The sequence below is a fragment of the Cohaesibacter intestini genome (assembly GCF_003324485.1).
Classification (GTDB): Bacteria; Pseudomonadota; Alphaproteobacteria; order Rhizobiales; family Cohaesibacteraceae; genus Cohaesibacter; species Cohaesibacter intestini.
Map to the genome: position 1 here is coordinate 1,036,727 of NZ_QODK01000001.1, position 15,205 is coordinate 1,051,931.

Consider the following 15,205-nt stretch of genomic DNA (forward strand, 5'->3'; position numbering starts at 1 on the left):
GCAGGGCCTCTTTGGGAGCTGATCAGGGCACAAGGCCGTCAATCGGCAAGGCGATGCGCGCGAGGCGGCCAAAAGGAACAAATAACCGGTTCACGCGGATTTGGTCTTGACTTGACTGCCCAGTTGCAGCAAAACCCATAAACGATCCGAGAGGGTTGCGCATTATGCGCCAAAACTGGGTTTGAGCATGCCATTTGTTGCCGAAACAAAGATGATGAAGACAAAGAACGCAGGGTCCATGACCGGCGCTTTCATCATTGCTGCGCTCATTCCGACTACAATCAAGACTACCACCAAGATTTGAAGCCCCTCTCGTTCCCTGACTGCTTCCCCCAGGGCTGTGAGGGGAGCAGGGCCGCCTGTCAAAGCCACAGTGAGCATGACGGCGGACAAACTTGGGGGAGCGCTGGATCAGGAGATCAAGACAAATGGGTTATAAAGTTGCAGTCGTAGGCGCCACGGGCAATGTTGGTCGTGAGATGCTCGACATTCTCTCCGAGCGCGGGTTCCCGGCGGATGAAGTGGTCGCGCTGGCGTCCAGCCGTTCCAAGGGCAAGGAAGTGTCCTTCGGTGATAAAATCCTGAAATGTCAGGTGCTCGATCATTATGATTTTTCCGACACCGATTTCTGTTTGATGTCGGCTGGCGGTTCGCTGTCCAAAGAATGGTCGCCAAAGATCGCCGCACAGGGCTGCATCGTCATCGATAACAGCTCCCAGTGGCGCTATGACGAGCGCATTCCGCTGATCGTGCCGGAAGTCAACGCCCATGTTCTGGAAAGCTGGATTGCCGACGAGAAGCGCATCAATATCATCGCCAACCCGAACTGTTCCACCGCCCAGTTGCTGGTCGCCCTCAAGCCCCTGCATGACAAGGCCACCATCAAGCGTGCGGTTGTTGCCACCTACCAGTCCGTTTCCGGCGCTGGCAAGGAAGCCATGGACGAGCTGTTCACCCAGACCCGTGCGGTCTTCGTGTCCGATCCGATCGAGCCAAAAAAATTCACCAAGCGGATGGCCTTCAATGTGATCCCGCATATTGACGTCTTCATGGATGACGGTTCCACCAAGGAAGAGTGGAAGGTTGTTGCCGAAACCAAGAAGATGCTTGATCCGAATATCAAGGTCACCTGCACCGCTGTGCGCGTGCCGGTTTTCGTGTCCCACGCCGAAGCCGTCAATCTGGAATTCGAACAGCCGCTTTCGGCTGATGAAGCCCGCGATATTCTGCGTGAGGCTCCAGGCTGTCTGGTCATCGACAAGCGCGAAGATGGCGGCTACATCACTCCGGTCGAAGCGGCTGGTGAAGATGCGACCTACATCTCCCGTATCCGTGAGGATTCCACAGTTGAGAATGGCCTGAATATCTGGGTTGTTTCGGACAATCTGCGCAAGGGCGCTGCGCTGAACACGGTGCAGATCGCCGAGACGCTGGTCAACAAAGGGCTCGTGAAGCCACGCGGTTGATCCACACGCAAGACGTGCTTTTTTCCACATGCATGAAAATTCAAACCGGTCTGTCTGATGACAGGCCGGTTTTTTGTTATGCCTCAATAAGTTGTAGTGACAATGGGAGCGATCAACCAGAGCGATTGTGGCTCTGCAAGGTGTGTCGTAGAAATCCTTACAAATAAAAGTTGCGTAGTTATATGTTAGTTGCAACTTATTATTAACCATACTTCGCTTTCATACATTGTTAATCAATGAATTCCTCCAGACAGGTTTTTGGCAATGTTGGCAAGCTTTGGGACGCTCCGTTTGAGCAAAAAAATACCGGCGATGGTGCTGGGCAGTGTTCTGCTGTCGACCATTTTGCTGGGGTTTCTCGCCTTTACCTTCACCAGTGATATTGTCGGTTCGATTGTCGCCACGAATTTGAAGACGATGGCGACTGAGCGGCGCAATCATGTGCAGGATCGTTTGAACGAGATCGACCGGACCTTGCTGCTGACGGCCAATAGTCCGCAGACCCGTCAGGCGCTTGCCGCCTTTTCTGCCGCTTGGCAAGAATTGGGCGACGCATCTGAGGATCAGCTGCAGTCAGCGTATGTTGCCAACAATCCCCATGCGCAGAAGCTCCGGCTCGACAAGGCGGAGACGGGCACAGCCTATGACGCGGTTCATGGCACCTATCATCCCTGGTATCGCGATCTGCTGACACACCATGAGCTTCATGATGTGTTCCTGTTCGATGGGAAGGGCAATCTGCTCTACACGGTCTACAAGGAGTCGGATTTTGGTACCAACCTGCTGACAGGGCGCTGGAAGGATACCGATTTGGCCAAGGCCTATCGCAAGGCAGTTGCGTCCGGCAAAGGGCAGATTTCCTTTTTCGATTTTGCCCCCTTCGCCCCCAGCGGCGGAGCGCCAGCCAGTTTTCTGTCAACGCCGGTATACGGCACGGACGGCACGGTGGCCGGGGTTCTGGCTTTCCAGTTGCCCAACGTGGCCGACGAGATTCTCAAGGATCATGAGGCCTTGGGAAAAATAGGAGAGTTTATCGTGGTCGGCGAAGATCTGCTGATGCGCAACAACTCTCCCTTCGTTGACGGCGATAGTTTCCTCAAGACCAAAATTGACGCCGAGGCAATCCGCAAGGCTGTGGGGGGCGATGAAGCGATGGAAATCATTCACGGCTATCGCGCCATGGATATGAAGCTGTTTGCAGTGCCGCTGAAATTCCATGGGGTGAGTTGGGTCGTGGCCGCCTTGGTCAGCGTCGAGGAATTTTCCAAGCCTGTGGTTGCCATGCGCGATGCGATTTTGCTGGCGGTTCTGGGGCTGGTGGTCGTGCTCGGTCTGCTCGGATTCTATTTGGCACGCGGCATCACCAAGCCAATGAATGCCCTGCTGGTGGATATGAAGATCCTTGCACGGGACAACCCGGATGTGAAACTGGAAGCCATGGATCGCAGCGACGAGATCGGTGACATGACCCGCGCCTTGTCGGTCTTCAGGGACAATACCCTGAAACGCCGGGAGCTGGAGGTGTCGCAGGCGACCGAGCGCCAGAGAGAAGAAAGACGGCAAAACCATATCAGCACCATTGTCGAGGGCTTCCGCGCCACCATATCCGATGTGATCGCAACGATGCGGAATGGCAACAATACCATGGTCAGTTCGGCAGATAGCCTCAGGCACGCGGCCCAATCGGCCAATCAGAAAGCATCTGACGCCTCGAGCGCGACCCGCAATGCCACGGGCAATGTGCAGACGGTGGCCAGTGCTGCAGAGGAATTGTCTGGCTCTATCCGCGAAATCGCCCATCAGTCGGGACGCACCTATGAAGTGGTCGGCAAGTTGCGCAGCACCGCGGATCAAGCAGAAAGCGAAGTGACCGGGCTGGCCAGAACGGTTGAGCAAGTGGGCGCAGTGGTTGAGATGATCCGGGCCATTGCAGAGCAGACCAATTTGTTGGCGCTCAATGCCACCATCGAAGCGGCCCGTGCGGGTGAGGCCGGCAAGGGATTTGCTGTCGTGGCCGCCGAGGTCAAGGAGCTCTCTACACAGACCGCGAAGGCGACGGAAGAGATTGCCAAGCAAATCGACACCATTCAGGTTTCAACCAAGGATGCGGTGAATGCGATTGGCCTGATGGCGGGCGCCGTTGGCGAAATCAATGAAATGTCCGCTTCGATCGCGGCCTCTTCCGAGGAGCAGGATGCGGCGACCCAGGAAATTTCCAAGAGTATTGCCCTTGCCTCTGAAGGCAGCGCGCAGGTGGCTGTTAATGTGGAAGGAGTTAGCGAGGCCATCGAAGAGACCAGCAAGCAGGCCGAGCAAGTGCGCACTGTGTCGGAAAGTCTGACCCAGACGGCCCAGAGTCTGTCCGAGTCGGTCGAGGGCTTTCTGAGTGACGTGTCGCGGGATGTTGAGGAGCGGCGCAAAGCCCTGCGGATGGCCGTCAATGACTCGGTAACGCTGGTGCTTGATGGCCAGAACCATGCGTGCATCATGGTCAACCGCACCAATCAGGGCTGTAGTCTGGTCGATATTCCAAGCCATTTAACCGAAGGCGCCTTGGTGACGGTTCGAAGTGAGGATGGGCAGGAAGACCGGTATCGCACCGTTTGGGTCAAGGGCAATCAGGCGGGTTTCAGCAGCGAAATGGCGCAAATGGAGAGCCCATTGCGCAAAGCGGGATAACCTTTTTGCCCGTATTATGAATGATGCAAGGCCCGTCGATTGCTGTAATCGACGGGCCTTGTGCTGACTCTGTGTCTGTTGTTGGGTTGGCCGGTGCTCAGGCTTCTTCCACCGTCTTGAAGGAGCGGTCGTCACGGTCATAATATTCGAGGCGGCCTTGGCGGATGTCGAACCAGGCGCCATGCAGATCGAGTGTTCCAAGGACCACGGCTTCGCGAACGAAACCATAGCTCATCAGATTTTCAATCGACTTCATGATCGAGCTGCGCTCCAGCAGGCCCTGATGATCGAGGTCGGGGCGGTTGAGGCCGGCAAGGCGCTCGGGCTTGTCGGCCGGTGCCAATTGGGCCGCCCACTGGCCGATATAATTGCCCTCGGACAAAGGCTCCATATCTTCGGAAATATAGGCCGCGACACCACCGCAACGGCCATGGCCCATAATGACAATATGCTTGACTTTGAGGGCATTGACGGCAAATTCCAGCGCGGCTGCGGTGCCATGCAAGCCTTCCATCTGTTCATTCTGGGCGGGAACGATATTGGCAACGTTGCGCACGACGAACATTTCACCAGGTCCGGCATTGAAGATGTCCGAAGGGGTGGCACGGCTGTCGCAACAGCCGATCAGCATGATGTCCGGCTTCTGCCCCTCGTCATGCAGTTCCTCGTAACGCTGGCTGTCGCTTTTGAATTTTCCACTCTTGAAGGCGGCATAGCCTTCGAGCAGTCTTTCTGGTAGTTGGGCCATCTTTGCTCTCTTCGATTTTGTTTTTCTGTTTTGATCGATTCCTCTGAACGCATCTTGTGCCAAAGGCCCGTCAAATCAAGAGGCGACAGCGGGATTTTGCCAAGCTCCGATCAATTGCAGGGGCTTTTGCTGTCTGCTCACTCTTGGCTGGTCAGAGTGGCCAGCTTGTCGAGATCGACATTCGAGCCGCACAGCACCACGCCGACCCGTTCGTTTGTTTCCGGTTTGTAGGCACCGGACAGAAGCGCGGCAAAGGCTGTGGCGCCTCCGGCTTCGGTGGCCAGATGGTGGCGGGTCCAGAGGGTTTTCTGAGCCTCGAGAATGGCCTCATCTTCAAGGCACAAAACATGATCGATCTTGTCTCTGGTCACCTGATAGACCATGTCGCCGGTGCGTTTGGCACCAAGGCTGTCGGCGGCCACGCCGGAAACCGGTACATCGACCGGGCCACCTGCCTTGAGCGCTTGTGCAAGGGCAGAAGCCGCGTTCGGCTCAACGCCAATCACCTTGACGCGCTTGTCAAACCAACTGGCAATGCCGGAAATCAGACCGCCGCCGCCAACGGCCACCAGCAGGGTGTCGGGCAGATCCGGCCCCATTTGTTGCTCCAGTTCGAGGCCCAGCGTGCCCTGTCCGCAAATGGTATGAAAGCCGTCATAGGCATGCAGTCCGATGGCGCCTGTCTCGGTCTGATAGGCGCTGCACAGCTCCAGAGCATCGGCATAGCGCTCGCCTTTGACGACAATCTCCGCACCATAGGAGCGGATGCGGGCAATCTTGGCAGGGCTGGCAATGTCGGGGACGAAGATCCGCGCCTTGATGCCGAGCTTACGGGCTGCATAGGCAACAGCGGCGCCGTGATTGCCGCCTGAGGCTGCGGCGACACCCGCCTCGGGCACATCGCGGCTCAGCAGATTGTAGAAGGCACCGCGCGGCTTGAAGGTGCCGGAATGTTGCAACAATTCGAGCTTTAGGCTGACCGACCCGGCAAGACCAAGCTCGGTTCCATCGATGGCAAAGACCGGTGTCTTGCGGATGTGGGAAGCGATCAGGTCGTGGGCATGGCGAATGTCATCGGTCGAGGGAAAAGCCGTCATAATGACCTCTTGTTGGGTGGGAAAAGGGCGGGTGGCTCTGTGCAGGACAGCACAGGACAGCACAAATCAATTGGGCCGCAAGACCGTCCGGCGGGGGGCGGCATTGACCATGCGCATATGGACCATCGCCATCGGATGAGTGAAACGGTCGCCAAAGCGGGCAACTTCCAGATCGGCATAGCCGGAGCGCACCGAACGAGAGACGACCTCGAGGATGCCGCTGGCCGCCCGCTTCAATGCCTGCTCGCCGGATTGGCCCGACAGGCGGTAGGCGAGAAACAATGCGGCGACCATATCGCCGGTGCCGTTGGGCGGGTTCGGAATGATCGGATGTTCGGCCATTATGGCAATGTCAGAGCGGGCCGGTTCCGGTGCCTGAGTGGTCGCGTCCTGCGCGGTTTCTTCAAGCGGCTTGGGGGCTTCGATCAGCAGATTGGCGATGGCGTTGCGCATCATCGGGAAGGCACTGGTGATCAGGGTGGTCGGACAGCCCAGTTGATTGGCATTGTTGATCAGATCGGCATTGTTGCGGGCTTCCTTACCAGTCAGCCAGTTAAACTCGAACCGGTTGGGGGTGATGATGTCGGCTCGCGGGATCAACAGGTCGCGAATGGCGGTGGCAATCTCTTCGGCAATATAGAGGCCATTTTCCTCCCCCATCACCGGATCGCAGACATAGAGACTGTCCGGGTTGTTTGCCTTCAGCCCATCGACAAGTCTGGCGACTGCCTCGACCTGAGCGACCGAGCCCATATAACCGCTCAACAGTGCCCCTAGATTGGCAAAATCGGGATGGCGTTCGAGATCCTCGAGGCTGTGGGCAAAGAGGTTGGCGTCGATGGTGTTGCGGGTTGAGGGACCATGACCGGGATGCCATGGCAGAATGACGGTCGGAACTTCCCAGACCGGGAAGCCCAACCGCTCAAGGGCGAAGGAGGCAGCACGGTTGCCAACTGCACCAGCCATGACGTGGGAGGAGATGACGAGCACCGGCTTTGCGTCCGGTTGGGTCTGGCCTGCCATCGGGCCTCTTGGTTGCGTGCTGGTGCCTGTCATGAAAAGGTTCCCTCTCGGAGTCTTGTGCTGGCTCCGTTCCGGTTCCGACGCTCGATGCTGTCGCCGCTCGTCCTTGGTCCGGGGTCAGATGATGTTCATTTCCCTGACCGGCTTGTTAGCCAGAACCCTTTCATAGCCGAAAATGGAGAGGTCAAGCGAGCGATATTCGCCATGCAGAAACAGTTCTCCAACGGCAAACCCCGCACCGGGGGCATGCTGCAGGCCGTGACCTGAATAGCCAGCATTGAAGTAGAAATTCTCGATCTCCGGATGGGCGCCGATCACTGCATTCTGGTCGAGGGTACAATATTCATAATGCCCGGCCCATGCATTGACCATCTTGATGGCATCAAAGCCCGGCATGCGCTCATAAAGGGTTGGCCAGATGACCTCCTCGAACAAATCATAATGGGGATCGAGATCATCATGTTCAACGGCAGTGTCGATTTCTGCGCCGGGGCCGACGCCCGAAATATAGACGTTGCCTTCGGGTCGGACATAGACACCGGACGGGTCCACCATCAAGGGCATGCCCGGATGGGGCTTGGGATTGTCGATGACAAAGATGGTCCGCTTGCGGGCTTCGATCGGCAGGGGGATGCCGAGCATGGCGGCAACTTTTCCTGCTTGTGGGCCTGCGCAATTGGCAACCGCCCCGCAGGCGATGCGTTCGCCCGAGGCCAGCGTGACGGTACTGACGCGGTTGCCGGTCTTCTCAAGGCCGACCACTTCGCCCTTGATGAAATGGACACCCGCTGCAATGGCTCCTTTGCGGACCAGATCAAGCAGCATATGGGCATCGAACCAGCCCTCACCGGACTGACCGTAGCAGCCTGCGGCCAGATCGTCTGTATTGAGCCAGGGGAAGCGGGCTTTCATGGCAGCTGGGTCGAGCAGAATATTGTCCGCACCATTGGCCATCTGGATCGCGTGATTGGATTGCAGGATGGGAAGGCCTGCTTCGGTTGCCAGAATCAGATAGCCGTCTTCGCAAAAGCCGATATCGGCCTGTGGGCCAAAGCGGTCCTGCAACTCACCGATGAAGCGGCGACCGAACAGGGACAGCTGGATATTTTCCGGTGTCGAGAATTGTTGGCGGATCGAGGCCGCCGACAAGGTGGTTGAGGAGTTGGCATAGGTGGGGTCTTTTTCAACCACAATGACCGAGCCTTCAAAGCCGAGATCCTTTTTGAGGAAATAGGCAAGGCAAGCACCCATGATCGCTCCGCCGATGATGACGAGATCTGCTTGTTTCATTGTTTTCCGTTCTGAATTGTCCACTCTGGTTGGACACCACCTTCCCCGGATGGCACGATTCGCCTAAGGAAGGGGGTGGCGACCTGCATCTTTGGTGCTTATGTTGTCGCGCTTGCATAATGCCGTGATGATCGGAGAAAATTCAATGTCTTTCAGACCACGTCGTACCGCCCTTTACATGCCCGGCTCGAACGCCAGGGCGCTTGAAAAAGCCCGCAACCTGAATGTCGATGTGCTGCTGCTCGATCTGGAAGATTCGGTCGCTCTTGACCAAAAAGAGATGGCGCGCGATCAGGTGGTCGAGGCCGTCAAGGCCGGCGGCTTCGGGCATCGTGAAGTGGTGATCCGGATCAATGGCATGAATACCCCATGGGGGGAGGCGGATCTGTTGGCCGCCGCAAGCGCCAAGCCGGACGCGATTGCGGTGCCGAAGGTGGATTGTGCCGAAGATGTCTATGTGGTTGGCCGCAAGCTCAATGATGCTGGCGTCGATCAGGCTGTGCGCATCTGGGCGATGATGGAAACCCCCGGTGCGATGATCCGGGCGGCGGAAATCGCCGGGGCGGTGCAGGAATATCATGGACGCCGTCTTTCCTGTTTTGTGTTGGGAACCAATGACTTGTCGAAAGAAACCCGCACCGCTATGGTGCCGGGCCGGGCGCCGATGATGCCGTGGCTGATGCAATGTCTGGCTGCTGCCCGGATGTCGGATCTGACCATCCTTGACGGGGTGTTCAACCAGTTCAATGATGCGGAAGGTTTCGTAGCCGAGTGTGAACAGGGCGCCCAGATGGGTATGGATGGCAAGACGATTATCCATCCCAAACAGATCGAGGATTGCAATCGAATCTTCTCGCCAAGCGCGGAGGAAATCGCCTCCTGCCGGACCATTATCGACGCGTTTGATGCTCCGGAAAATCAGTCGAAGAATGTGATGACCATCAATGGCAAAATGGTCGAACGTCTGCATGCGGAAATGGCCCGCCGGGTCGTCGAAATTGCCGATGCCATTGCCAAGCGGGATGAGCAGAAGTCATGAGTGAAAGACAAAAAGTCTATCGGTTTCTCACAGCCATCGATGATGCAGGCTTTTGCCACAAGGTGACGGAAGCCCTGTCTCAAGGGTGGGAGCTCTATGGCTCGCCCAGCTATGCCTATGATGCCAAGGAAGGCATCATGAAATGCGGGCAAGCGGTGGTCAAAGAGGTCGAGCCGTTCGACTATAGCCGCGAGGTGAAATTAGGGGCGCTTTGAGCGCCCTTTTTTCTATTTGCGATCCCCTATTCCAGATCCATGCAATTGGCGAAGAAGGTGGTGGTGGCGGGCCAGTCGGAGAAGGTGCCCGCAACGCCGATGTCGTTGGCCAGCACGTTGAGAAGCGCATAGACATCGCCTTCCTGTGTGATGACATCATTGACCGAGCGATAATACCAACCGCCGCCTTTTGCCAGATTGCCCGAACGCTCCAGCGACCATGCGATGAGTTTGAGGCCTGCTGCCTTGGCTTCGCGCGCGTAGGTGGAGGGGACGATTTTGCCATCCTTGGCGGTGACCAGCATCCAGAGCGGTGGGGCGAGATAATGGACGCCCATTTCTTTCAGCTCCTGCATCGAGGGTTGAAAGGTTGAGGCATCCATGATGTCCATATCCTTGCCATAGCGGCCATCGAGCCAGACGGCCTGTTTGCCAAAGGCGGGTTCATGCTCGATCCAGTAAAGCACGTCATCGAGATTGAAGCTTTGCGGCCAGACGTCGGACGGCGGAACCCCTGCTTCCTTATAGTCATCGATTAGTTTCTGGGCATAGGCGGCTTGGCTCATGCCATCAAAGGGCATCGGGACGGCAGGGGCTTTGAGTTCCGGGGTGAATTTCGAACCCAGCGATTTGAGCAGGGCGATTGATTCCTTGTGTGTCATCAGCGTGCCCGCCGCATTGGCATAAAGATCGGTGCGCCAGTCGGCGGTGGCAGACATGTAGCTATCAACATCGGTGGCGCGCGGGTTGGCTGCATCCATCTTGCCGTTGAGTTGCCGGAATTCAGCGAGCGTCAGGTCGGCGGTCAGGCATCGTGCGGCGGCTTTCTTGTCGCTGGTTGCCGGGCTGAAGGGCTTGGCGCAGGTGGCCGCGAGATCAGTGGCCAGAATGTTGGTGGTGGTGTGGAGGTCATCTTGCGCGTGGCGGCAGACCAGCTGTTTGTCTTTGGTGAAGGTGACGTCGCATTCGATGATGCCTGCCCCCATGCGGGCGGCGGCCTTATAGCTTTCCAGCGTATGTTCGGGGAATTGCAACGGTGCGCCGCGATGGCCAATGGAAAAGAGGCGCGGGGTGAGGATCTTGCCAGCCTCGATCTCGCTGACACAGGCCGCAAGTTTGTCCTTCAGCGGGCCGTCCTTCATCTGGTCGACAAGGAAGAGGGGGCGCGGGCCGATGGTGGCGGCGTCAGCGAGACCAAGCGGGGCGGCGATGAAGGCCAGAGATACAATAAACGGTCGGGCAATATGGGAAAGCATGGAATCCTCAGATGGGGCGAGCGAATCAATCCGTTTGTCGGTTTGAGCGGGAGCCGACAGAGTTACCCTGTCATCCTAACGTTTGAATGACAGCATTGCTGCGCTGCAATATAGTTTCTTCAAGCGCATTGACACTATTCCATGCGTCTGAGGGAGGATAAAGATGAGCAAGACCAATCCGGGCAATTATTTCGAGGATTTTTCCATCGGTCAGATCATTCGCCATGCGACCCCGCGCACGGTGACCACCGGCGACGCGTCGCTCTATACGGCGCTCTATGGGTCGCGCTTTGCGGTGCAGAGTTCGGATGCTTTTGCCCGGGCCATTCGCTATGAGCGCGCGCCGATTGATGATCTGCTGGTCTTTCACATCGTGTTCGGCAAGACGGTGCCGGACATTTCGCTCAATGCGGTGGCCAATCTGGGTTATGCGGGCTGTCGCTTCCTTGTGCCGGTCTATCCGGGGGACAGCCTGTCGGCCCAGTCCGAGGTGATTGGCCTGAAGGAAAATTCCAACGGCAAGACCGGGGTCGTCTATGTGCGCTCGACCGGCGTCAATCAGCACGGGGACGTGGTGCTGGATTATGTGCGCTGGGTGATGGTGCGCAAGAAAGAGCCTGAAACGCCGACCGGGCATGATCACGTGCCCTTGCTGCCCAAGGCCCTTGGCGCGGACAGTCTGGGGGACGCGGTGCCTGTGCTTGATGTCGATGGCTTCGATCTGGCTTTGTCCGGCTCGCCGCATCTGTGGGGCGATTATGAGATTGGCGAGCGAATCGATCATGTGGATGGCATGACCGTGGAAGAAGCCGAGCATCAAATGGCGACCCGGCTCTATCAGAACACCGCCAAGGTGCATTTCAACCAGTTCACGGAAGGGCAGGGGCGCTTTGGTCGCAGGCTGATTTATGGCGGGCATGTCATTTCGTTGGCGCGGGCCCTGTCCTTCAATGGGCTCGGCAACGCGTTTCATGTGGCTGCTATCAATGGTGGCCGTCATGTGGCGCCGCTTTTTGCCGGTGACACGGTGTTTGCCTGGTCGGAGGTGCTGGACAAGGCGGAATTGCCCGGACGCGATGATGTCGGTGCCCTGCGGTTGCGACTCTTTGCCACGAAGGACTGTTCCTGCGTGACTTATCCCGGCAAGGACGAGGCCGGTTATGCACAAGCGGTGATTTTGGATCTCGATCTCTGGGTGCTGCTGCCCCGCTAGTGGTGCTGCATGTGATCTCTGGTTTTCTAGTGTAAAATACTGATATACTTATGCTATTAGTCGATAGGTGGGTTGCTGAATTGTGCCTTGTTGCATCGTCACAACCGGCCCATGCTGGAACGATGACGCCATAGCTGTGTCTTGTGTCGCTCAAGGGTGCCTTTTGATTGTCAATTGTACCAAGTGAGGAGAAAAAAGTTATCCCACTTGTTCAAAATGCGATCCAGATCAACGACCAGCGGGTAACCTATCTTTTAGAAGGTGTCATGTACTGATCGCGTAGCCGCGCGCGCAGACGGTTTCCGTTTGTGTAACTTTTAGGCCAAAGTCGTATGATTTGATCGTCACTGGCTTTGACCAAAAGCTCTTTTGTCGGTATGACTTTGAGCTAGTCAACCAATCTTACGGTTGCTTCTTACGTAAGCGTCACCTGTCGAGGACCGAAAAATATGACAGACGTCGACCTGAAGGGCAAACGCCCGATTTCTCCCCACGTTCAGCAGGGTGCCTACAAGGTCACCTTTTCGATGGCCATCTCCATCAGTCACCGCATGTCCGGTGTCGCACTCTATGCTGGTACCTTTTTCCTTGCCTATTGGCTGATCTCTCTTGCAGCTGGCCCCGAGGCTTTCGAAACCGCACAGATGCTGTGGGGCTCGATCCTTGGACGTCTGGTTCTGTTCGGCTTTACCTGGGCGCTGATGCATCACATGCTGGGTGGCATTCGCCACTTCATCTGGGATGTGCCTGCGATGATTGAAAAGCCGCAGATCGAATTCCTGTATCGCGCAACTCTGATTGGCGGCGTCGTGCTGACCGGCCTGATCTGGGTTATCGGCTATGCCGCATTGTAAAGCCGGGGAGTGAGACACATGAAAACACCTATCAAAACCATCCGTGGTCTTGGCTCTAGCCATCATGGCACCGAGCACCACTGGGCGATGCGCCTGACATCCGTCTGCCTGATCTTTCTGAGCATCGGCTTCGTCTGGTTTGTCATCAAAGCACTGAACTCCGATTATGCAAGCGCCAAAGCGCTGGTGGGCCATCCGGTGGCTGCCATCCTGCTGCTGCTTTACGTGATTGTGGGTTGCTATCACATGTATCAAGGGTCGTTGACGATCACCGAAGACTATCTGCAGAACCAGCTCTTCCGGACCTCTGCTAAGATCGCCAGCTTCTTCCTTTCCACCGTTGTCGGTGCCGCCTGTCTGTTCGCGGTGCTCAAAGTGTCATTTGGGGGTTAATAGACCGATGGCAAGTTCTTACAGCATCAATGGCCGGGCCTACACGGTTCACGACCACTATCATGACGTTGTCGTCGTCGGCGCCGGTGGTGCCGGTCTGCGTGCGACACTCGGCATGGCCGAGCAGGGCCTGCGTACCGCTTGTGTGACCAAGGTTTTCCCAACCCGTTCACACACGGTTGCCGCACAGGGTGGTATCGCTGCCTCCTTGCAAAATATGGGTCCTGACCATTGGCAGTGGCACATGTTTGACACCGTCAAGGGCTCGGATTGGCTCGGTGATACCGACGCCATGGAATATCTCGCCCGTGAAGCGCCAAAGGCGGTTTACGAGCTTGAGCATTATGGTGTGCCTTTCTCGCGTACCGACGAAGGCCGCATCTATCAGCGTCCGTTCGGTGGCCACATGCAGAATTTCGGTGAAGGTCCCGCCGTTCAGCGTACCTGCGCTGCCGCTGACCGTACCGGTCACGCGATCCTGCATACCCTCTATGGCCAGTCGATCCGCAACAATGCCGAATTCTACATCGAGTATTTCGCGCTTGATCTGATGATGAGTGATGATGGCGTTTGTGAAGGCGTGGTTGCCTGGAACCTCGACGATGGCACCATCCATCGCTTCAATGCGAAAATGGTTGTGATCGGCACCGGTGGTTATGGCCGCGCCTACTTCTCTGCAACCTCGGCCCACACCTGCACGGGTGACGGCAACGCCATGGTGGCCCGCGCTGGTCTGCCACTGCAGGATATGGAATTCGTTCAGTTCCACCCAACCGGCATCTACGGCTCTGGCTGTCTGATCACCGAGGGTGCCCGCGGTGAGGGTGGCTATCTGGTCAACTCCGAAGGCGAGCGCTTCATGGAGCGTTATGCGCCATCTGCCAAGGATCTGGCCTCGCGTGACGTTGTCTCGCGCTGCATGACCATGGAGATCCGTGAAGGCCGCGGTGTTGGTCCTGATAAAGACCATATCTTCCTGCATCTGGATCACCTCGATCCGGCCATTCTGGCTGAGCGTCTGCCGGGCATTTCCGAAAGTGCGGAAATCTTTGCCGGCGTCGATCTGACCAAGGAACCGATTCCGGTTCTGCCGACCGTTCACTACAATATGGGTGGTATTCCAACCAACTATTGGGGTGAAGTGCTGGCACCGACCAAAGATGATCCAAATGCCGTTGCACCGGGCCTGATGGCTGTGGGTGAAGCTGCCTGTGCGTCCGTTCATGGCGCCAACCGTCTTGGTTCCAACTCCCTGATCGACCTTGTGGTCTTTGGCCGTGCGGCGGCGATCAAGGCAGCGGAAGTCATTGACAAGGAAGCTGCGATCCCAACGCCGAATCTGGCTTGCTTCGACAAGATCATGGACAATTTCGATAATGTCCGTCATGCCAACGGTCCAACTCCGACTGCTGATCTGCGCCTGAAAATGCAGAAGAGCATGCAGAACAACGCTGCCGTGTTCCGTACACAGGAAACGCTCGAGCAGGGTTGCAAGGAGATGAAAGATCTCTGGGGCGAAATGGCTGACATGAATGTGTCCGACCGTTCGCTGGTCTGGAACTCGGATTTGATGGAATCCCTCGAACTTCAGAACCTGATGGCCAACGCTCTGCCAACGGTTGTCGGCGCTGAAGCCCGTAAGGAAAGCCGCGGCGCGCACGCTCGTGAAGACTATAAAGATGGTCCGATGGGTGGTCGTGACGACGAAAACTGGCGCAAACATACGCTGGCATGGCTGGAAGAAGATGGCACCACGCGCCTCGACTATCGTCCGGTCGTTCTGGATCCGCTGACCACCCCTGATGAAGGTGGCATCGATCCGGCCAAGATTGCGCCGAAAGCCCGCGTCTATTGATGCGCCCGCTGTCGGGCAGCTCTGGCTGCCCGGCCTTTTCGAATTTGATGTCCATGATCGTTGGGAACGATCTGGAC

13 protein-coding genes are annotated in these 15,205 nt (G+C 56.9%); 8 read left to right on the forward strand and 5 right to left on the reverse strand.

Going from position 1 to position 15,205, the window contains the following annotated elements:
• Positions 1-428: 428 nt before the first annotated feature.
• Together DSD30_RS04450 and DSD30_RS04455 are read left to right on the forward strand one after the other, a co-directional pair.
• A complete protein-coding gene (locus DSD30_RS04450; protein ID WP_114008335.1) occupies positions 429-1,466 on the forward strand; it encodes an aspartate-semialdehyde dehydrogenase in 1,038 nt (345 codons plus the stop codon).
• A 291-nt stretch (positions 1,467-1,757) separates the two neighbouring features.
• A complete protein-coding gene (locus DSD30_RS04455; protein WP_157967560.1) occupies positions 1,758-4,145 on the forward strand; it encodes a methyl-accepting chemotaxis protein in 2,388 nt (795 codons plus the stop codon).
• Positions 4,146-4,242: 97 nt separating this feature from the next.
• Here the strand turns inward: DSD30_RS04455 and DSD30_RS04460 are convergent, their stop codons facing one another.
• The 4 genes from DSD30_RS04460 to DSD30_RS04475 all read right to left on the reverse strand — a co-directional run bounded on the left by DSD30_RS04460 (position 4,243) and on the right by DSD30_RS04475 (position 8,303).
• Positions 4,243-4,893 carry a carbonic anhydrase gene (locus DSD30_RS04460; RefSeq protein WP_114008337.1) on the reverse strand — a complete coding sequence of 217 codons (651 nt, stop codon included), beginning with the start codon at positions 4,891-4,893 and terminating at the stop codon, positions 4,243-4,245.
• A gap of 137 nt (positions 4,894-5,030) precedes the next feature.
• Complete coding sequence (locus DSD30_RS04465; protein WP_114008338.1) at positions 5,031-5,990, reverse strand: threonine/serine dehydratase; 960 nt, start codon at positions 5,988-5,990, stop codon at positions 5,031-5,033.
• Positions 5,991-6,056: 66 nt separating this feature from the next.
• On the reverse strand, positions 6,057-7,046 hold the full coding sequence (pdxY, locus tag DSD30_RS04470) for a pyridoxal kinase (RefSeq protein ID WP_245418351.1): 990 nt from the start codon (positions 7,044-7,046) through the stop codon (positions 6,057-6,059).
• A gap of 84 nt (positions 7,047-7,130) precedes the next feature.
• Positions 7,131-8,303, reverse strand: a complete 1,173-nt coding sequence (locus DSD30_RS04475) for an NAD(P)/FAD-dependent oxidoreductase (RefSeq protein WP_114008340.1) — start codon at positions 8,301-8,303, stop codon at positions 7,131-7,133.
• A gap of 145 nt (positions 8,304-8,448) precedes the next feature.
• Here DSD30_RS04475 and DSD30_RS04480 point away from each other — a divergent pair, with 145 nt between their 5' ends.
• A complete protein-coding gene (locus DSD30_RS04480) occupies positions 8,449-9,342 on the forward strand; it encodes an HpcH/HpaI aldolase/citrate lyase family protein (RefSeq protein WP_198662814.1) in 894 nt (297 codons plus the stop codon).
• Positions 9,339-9,557: a DUF1737 domain-containing protein gene (locus DSD30_RS04485; RefSeq protein WP_114008341.1), complete on the forward strand. Its 219-nt coding sequence runs from the start codon at positions 9,339-9,341 to the stop codon at positions 9,555-9,557. Before DSD30_RS04480 ends, DSD30_RS04485 begins: the two co-directional genes overlap by 4 nt.
• A gap of 26 nt (positions 9,558-9,583) precedes the next feature.
• Here DSD30_RS04485 and DSD30_RS04490 read toward each other — a convergent pair whose 3' ends face one another.
• Entirely contained in the window at positions 9,584-10,813 is a 1,230-nt protein-coding gene (locus DSD30_RS04490) for a glycerophosphodiester phosphodiesterase family protein (RefSeq protein WP_114008342.1), read from the reverse strand.
• A 163-nt stretch (positions 10,814-10,976) separates the two neighbouring features.
• On the opposite strand from DSD30_RS04490, the gene DSD30_RS04495 reads away from it, so the two are divergent.
• The 4 genes from DSD30_RS04495 to sdhA all read left to right on the forward strand — a co-directional run bounded on the left by DSD30_RS04495 (position 10,977) and on the right by sdhA (position 15,128).
• Positions 10,977-12,026 (forward strand): MaoC family dehydratase, encoded by a 1,050-nt coding sequence (locus tag DSD30_RS04495; RefSeq protein WP_114008343.1) that lies wholly within the window; start codon positions 10,977-10,979, stop codon positions 12,024-12,026.
• A 449-nt stretch (positions 12,027-12,475) separates the two neighbouring features.
• Positions 12,476-12,880, forward strand: a complete 405-nt coding sequence (gene sdhC, locus DSD30_RS04500; RefSeq protein WP_114008344.1) for a succinate dehydrogenase, cytochrome b556 subunit — start codon at positions 12,476-12,478, stop codon at positions 12,878-12,880.
• A gap of 18 nt (positions 12,881-12,898) precedes the next feature.
• On the forward strand, positions 12,899-13,273 hold the full coding sequence (sdhD, locus tag DSD30_RS04505; protein ID WP_114008345.1) for a succinate dehydrogenase, hydrophobic membrane anchor protein: 375 nt from the start codon (positions 12,899-12,901) through the stop codon (positions 13,271-13,273).
• A 7-nt stretch (positions 13,274-13,280) separates the two neighbouring features.
• Positions 13,281-15,128 (forward strand): succinate dehydrogenase flavoprotein subunit, encoded by a 1,848-nt coding sequence (gene sdhA, locus DSD30_RS04510; RefSeq protein WP_114008346.1) that lies wholly within the window; start codon positions 13,281-13,283, stop codon positions 15,126-15,128.
• Positions 15,129-15,205: the final 77 nt, after the last annotated feature.

What these genes read in the sequence shown, in the direction of transcription:
- DSD30_RS04450 (WP_114008335.1), top strand. Translation starts at nt 429, where the DNA reads ATGGGTTATAAAGTTGCAGTCGTAGGCGCCACGGGCAATGTTGGTCGT.
- DSD30_RS04460 (WP_114008337.1), bottom strand. Translation starts at nt 4,893, where the DNA reads ATGGCCCAACTACCAGAAAGACTGCTCGAAGGCTATGCCGCCTTCAAG.
- DSD30_RS04465 (WP_114008338.1), bottom strand. Translation starts at nt 5,990, where the DNA reads ATGACGGCTTTTCCCTCGACCGATGACATTCGCCATGCCCACGACCTG.
- pdxY (WP_245418351.1), bottom strand. Translation starts at nt 7,046, where the DNA reads ATGACAGGCACCAGCACGCAACCAAGAGGCCCGATGGCAGGCCAGACC.
- DSD30_RS04475 (WP_114008340.1), bottom strand. Translation starts at nt 8,303, where the DNA reads ATGAAACAAGCAGATCTCGTCATCATCGGCGGAGCGATCATGGGTGCT.
- DSD30_RS04480 (WP_198662814.1), top strand. Translation starts at nt 8,449, where the DNA reads ATGTCTTTCAGACCACGTCGTACCGCCCTTTACATGCCCGGCTCGAAC.
- DSD30_RS04485 (WP_114008341.1), top strand. Translation starts at nt 9,339, where the DNA reads ATGAGTGAAAGACAAAAAGTCTATCGGTTTCTCACAGCCATCGATGAT.
- DSD30_RS04490 (WP_114008342.1), bottom strand. Translation starts at nt 10,813, where the DNA reads ATGCTTTCCCATATTGCCCGACCGTTTATTGTATCTCTGGCCTTCATC.
- DSD30_RS04495 (WP_114008343.1), top strand. Translation starts at nt 10,977, where the DNA reads ATGAGCAAGACCAATCCGGGCAATTATTTCGAGGATTTTTCCATCGGT.
- sdhC (WP_114008344.1), top strand. Translation starts at nt 12,476, where the DNA reads ATGACAGACGTCGACCTGAAGGGCAAACGCCCGATTTCTCCCCACGTT.
- sdhD (WP_114008345.1), top strand. Translation starts at nt 12,899, where the DNA reads ATGAAAACACCTATCAAAACCATCCGTGGTCTTGGCTCTAGCCATCAT.
- sdhA (WP_114008346.1), top strand. Translation starts at nt 13,281, where the DNA reads ATGGCAAGTTCTTACAGCATCAATGGCCGGGCCTACACGGTTCACGAC.